This is a genomic window from Aquiflexum sp., assembly GCF_977115555.1.
The window spans coordinates 1-2,989 of the sequence record NZ_CDSBKL010000460.1 but is presented as its reverse complement, the minus strand read 5'-3'; the positions used below and the strand labels follow the sequence as shown (position 1 = coordinate 2,989).

Annotated in this window: 4 protein-coding genes; all 4 read right to left on the bottom strand. The window is 41.9% G+C overall.

The window, feature by feature from the left end; genetic code table 11:
• On the bottom strand, window positions 1–677 hold a 677-nt coding region (locus ACZFYI_RS18250), incomplete at its 3' end, for a pyridoxal-phosphate dependent enzyme (RefSeq protein ID WP_462525558.1).
• Between the two features lie 63 nt (window positions 678–740).
• A complete protein-coding gene (locus ACZFYI_RS18245) occupies window positions 741–1,367 on the bottom strand; it encodes a phosphoribosylanthranilate isomerase (RefSeq protein ID WP_462525557.1) in 627 nt (208 codons plus the stop codon).
• The gene (gene trpC / locus ACZFYI_RS18240; RefSeq protein ID WP_462525556.1) at window positions 1,367–2,188 is read right to left on the bottom strand and encodes an indole-3-glycerol phosphate synthase TrpC; all 822 of its coding nucleotides are present in this window, start codon (window positions 2,186–2,188) and stop codon (window positions 1,367–1,369) included. The genes ACZFYI_RS18245 and trpC overlap by 1 nt, the downstream gene beginning before the upstream one ends.
• Before the next feature lie 5 nt (window positions 2,189–2,193).
• On the bottom strand, window positions 2,194–2,989 hold a 796-nt coding region (gene trpD / locus ACZFYI_RS18235; RefSeq protein WP_462525555.1), incomplete at its 5' end, for an anthranilate phosphoribosyltransferase.

Below are 2,989 nucleotides of genomic sequence, written 5' to 3'. Positions count from 1 at the left end.
GGATTTTCGGTTCCCTCTTTTTCTTTCAACTGCCATTTGATTTCCTCCGAAATCACAGACTGAAATCTTGCTACCATTTCAGGATAAGGATGCGGTCCGACGACAGAACCTATGATATAATGCGTATCAACAGGATTATTGATCCATTGGCGCATCGCTTCATTGGTAGCGTCTTTGAGTGTTTGGCTTCCTGAAGTCGCAGGCACTACCTTTGCACCAAGGATTTTCATACGCTCCACATTGGGACGCTGCCTTTGGATATCAATCGCTCCCATGTAGATCGTGCACTCCATCCCCATCAGCGCACAGACTGTCGCAGTGGCGACCCCATGTTGGCCTGCTCCGGTCTCGGCGATGATTCGCTTTTTGCCCAGCTTTTTGGCCATGATGATCTGCCCAACAGTATTGTTCACTTTATGGGCTCCTGTATGGCAAAGGTCTTCTCTTTTGAGATAGATTTTAGCTCTGTATTTTTCAGAAAGTCTGGAGGCAAAATACAATGGCGTGGGCCTTCCGACAAAGTCTTTCAGCAAACCTCTGAATTCTTTTTGGAATTCAGGTGTCCCCATGATCTGCTCATAGTTTTCTCTGAGTTCCTCAATATTGGGATGGAGCATCTCTGGGATATATGCCCCGCCGAATTTTCCATAAAAGCCTTTTTCGTCGATTTTGATCATTTTATATAAAGATATGAGACGTGAGACATAAGATTTGAGACAAACAAAGGTTATAACGTCTTGTTAAATTTTAAGTGAATTTTTGAATTCTGAGACCAAGTCAATGTCCTTCAGTCCGGGTTCGATTTCAAATTTTGAATTGATGTCTACTCCTGCCAATTGAGGGATTTTTGATTGCAATTCCAAAATGGCTTCAGCATGTACTATAGCTAAACCACCGCTGAGCAGAAAGGGTTTGTCAAAAGGATAATCTAAGAGGATTTGCCAATTAAATGTCTTTCCGCTCCCTCCATAGGCATTTGTGAAAGTGTCGAAAAGGAAATAATCCACATGAGGTAGATATGCTTCCAATATGCTCCAATCGATGTTTTGCCCGATAGAAAAAACCTTGAAAATCTCCAATCCTGTTTTATCCTTTAATTTTTCTACCTCATCCACACTTTCTTCACCATGAAGCTGCAACGTGCTTAAACCGAACTTTTGAATCTTTTCTGCGATTTCAGAAAATGAAGCATCTACAAAGACGCCGACTTTCTTGATGTCTGTTTCCCTGATCCAATCAGCTTGAATGTCATACACAAACCTCGGAGAAGCCGGATAGAATATCAGCCCCATCCAATCGGGTTGGATCGACTCTACCAAACTTTTTACATTGGCAGATTCACGCATGCCACAGACCTTTAACTTCATTATTGTATGGAAATGGCCTTGTTTTCTGAGATTAACTTCCTGTATTCTGTCATGAAGTTATAAGCCGCCTGCTCAGGACGTGCTGATTTCATGAAGTTTTCACCAATAAGGAAACCATCAAAACCTGCTTTCTTCAATTCCATCAAAGTCTCCGGTTTGGAAATACCCGATTCCGAGATTTTGATAAATTCGGATGGGATTTGGTTTACAAGACCAAAAGAAGTTCCCAAAGAAACTTCGAAAGTCTTCAAGCTTCTATTGTTGACTCCTACCAAATCCAAGTGTTCATTGAGTGAAGATTCCAATTCTTCGCCATCATGCACTTCCATCAATACTTCCAATCCCAAAGAATGTGCAAATGAAGCCAATTCTTTCAGGCGTTTTGGTTCCAAAGCTGCCGCAATCAACAAAATGCAATCTGCTCCGATTGACTTGGCTTCGATGATCTGGTATTCATCAATGATGAAATCCTTTCGGAGAATGGGGCAGAAATTGAATTTCCTAGCTGTAGTCAAATCTTCATTTTTCCCTCCAAAAAACTCCTTGTCTGTCAATATGGAAAGAGCCGATGCACCTGCCTGCATGTAGCCGATACTGACTGATTCTACAGAAGCGTTGGTGTTAATCGCGCCTTTGGAAGGAGATTTTCTCTTAAATTCAGCAATGATTCCTGTTTTGTCTTCTTGGGCAATGTATTTTTTCATCGACACCACATGGCTGTCAAAGTAGATGCTTTTCTCCAATAATTTGACAGGGACCAAGCTGCTTTTATCTGCAACTTCAATTTTTTTGTGGGCAATAATTTTATCTAAAATATTCATGTCTTTCAGTTTGAAAATGAAATGGTTGTTTTTGGATTGACCAGGGCATTGAAAACTTTCAGTGCATTACCTCCAAAAAGAGAGTCTTTGGCTTTTTCCAGGGCAGTTTCAAATCCCAATCCAGGATCTGCAGTCACCAAAGCTGCTGCGGCATTGGCAAGGACAACGGAATTTTGTGGAACTGTTCCTTTTCCTTTGAGGATATCATCAAAGATCCTAGCCGATTCCTCGACTGTCTCTCCTCCCAAAATGGAATCCGCAGAGATTTTCGGCAGACCAATGCTTTCCGGGCTGAGGAGTTTTTCTCCTGAATTGGAAATCATCTTGAAATCTCCTGTGAGGGAAATTTCATCATAGCCATCCAAAGCGTGAAGGATGCTAAAGTTACCCTCATGCTCCTGATACAAGTAGGCATACAACCTTGCCAATTCAAGACTGAAAACCCCTACCAATTGTTTTTTGGGGAAACTTGGATTGACCATAGGGCCCAACATATTGAAAAATGTTTTGACACCCAATTCTTTTCTGATCGGGGCGACATTTTTCATAGCAGGGTGAAAAAGCGGCGCATGGAGAAAACAGATTCCAGCTTCATCCAAGCTCTTTCTTATTTGTCCGATGTCATTGGTAAATTCATATCCAAAGTGCGCCAATAAATTGGAGGAACCACAAATAGAGGACACACCTGTATTTCCATGTTTGGCAACATTTTGTCCTGCACCTGCGACTATAAAAGAAGCCAAAGTTGAGATATTGAAAGTATCTTTGCCATCGCCACCGGTGCCGCAAAGGTCCATGGCG